The 955-nt window shown below is 37.9% G+C and carries 1 protein-coding gene; it reads left to right on the forward strand.

The window, feature by feature from the left end; genetic code table 11:
- Positions 1-955, forward strand: a 955-nt coding sequence (locus IE867_RS14515) for a hypothetical protein (RefSeq protein WP_203250325.1), incomplete at both ends; no start/stop codon positions are given.

Genomic DNA, 955 nt, shown 5'->3' on the forward strand with positions numbered 1-955 from the left:
ATAGTAATGCGACATCAGCGACAAGTATAATTAATGTTAGTGCAGTTAATGATGCACCTACAGTAAGCGCAGGTGCAGTGCTTAATTACACCGCTGGAGATACAGCAACAGCAATAGATGTAGGCGTAAGTGTTTTTGATGTTGATGATATAAACATTGAAAGTGCGACAGTGACCATTAGTGGTAATTATTTTAATGGTGAGGATGTCCTTTCATTTACAAATACGGCAAATATTACCGGTACATTTAATCCAGTTACTGGGGTGTTGACTTTAATTGGTTCAGATACTGTTACCAATTATCAAAATGCCTTAAGAAGTATAACTTATGAAAACCTATCAGGAACCCCTAACACAGCTTCAAGAATGATTACATGGATTGTCAATGATGGAGATAATAGCTCTAATGCAGTAATAAGTACCATCAATTTAGGTGCAGTCAATAGTGTATCAACCTTAATTGCTGGTTCAACTTTAAATTATATTGAAAATGATCCAGCGACTGTGATTGATGCCGGTGTTTCTATTTCAGATATTGATGATACCCATATTGAAAGCGCAACCATCAGCATTAGTGGTAATTATATCAATGCAGAGGATGTGTTGGCATTTGTTGATACAGCGAATATTACCGGTAGCTTTAATTCAGCAACCGGTGTATTAACGCTAACCGGTAGTGATACCGTGGTTAACTATCAAAATGCTTTACAAAGTATCACCTATATGAATACCTCAGATAATCCAAGTACGTTATCACGGACAGTCAGTTGGGTGGTCAATGATGGTGACAGTAATTCGGTAGCCGTAACCAGTACGATTAATGTCAGTGCAGTTAATGATGCTCCTGTGATAACCGCAGGTAGCATTCTTAACTATAGTGAAAATGATCCTGCAGCAGTGATTGATGGTGGTCTTTCTATCTCAGATATTGATGACACCCATATTGAAAGCGCAAC

It is taken from the genome of Cysteiniphilum marinum (genome assembly GCF_014857925.1).
Taxonomy (GTDB): Bacteria; Pseudomonadota; Gammaproteobacteria; order Francisellales; family Francisellaceae; genus Caedibacter; species Caedibacter marinus.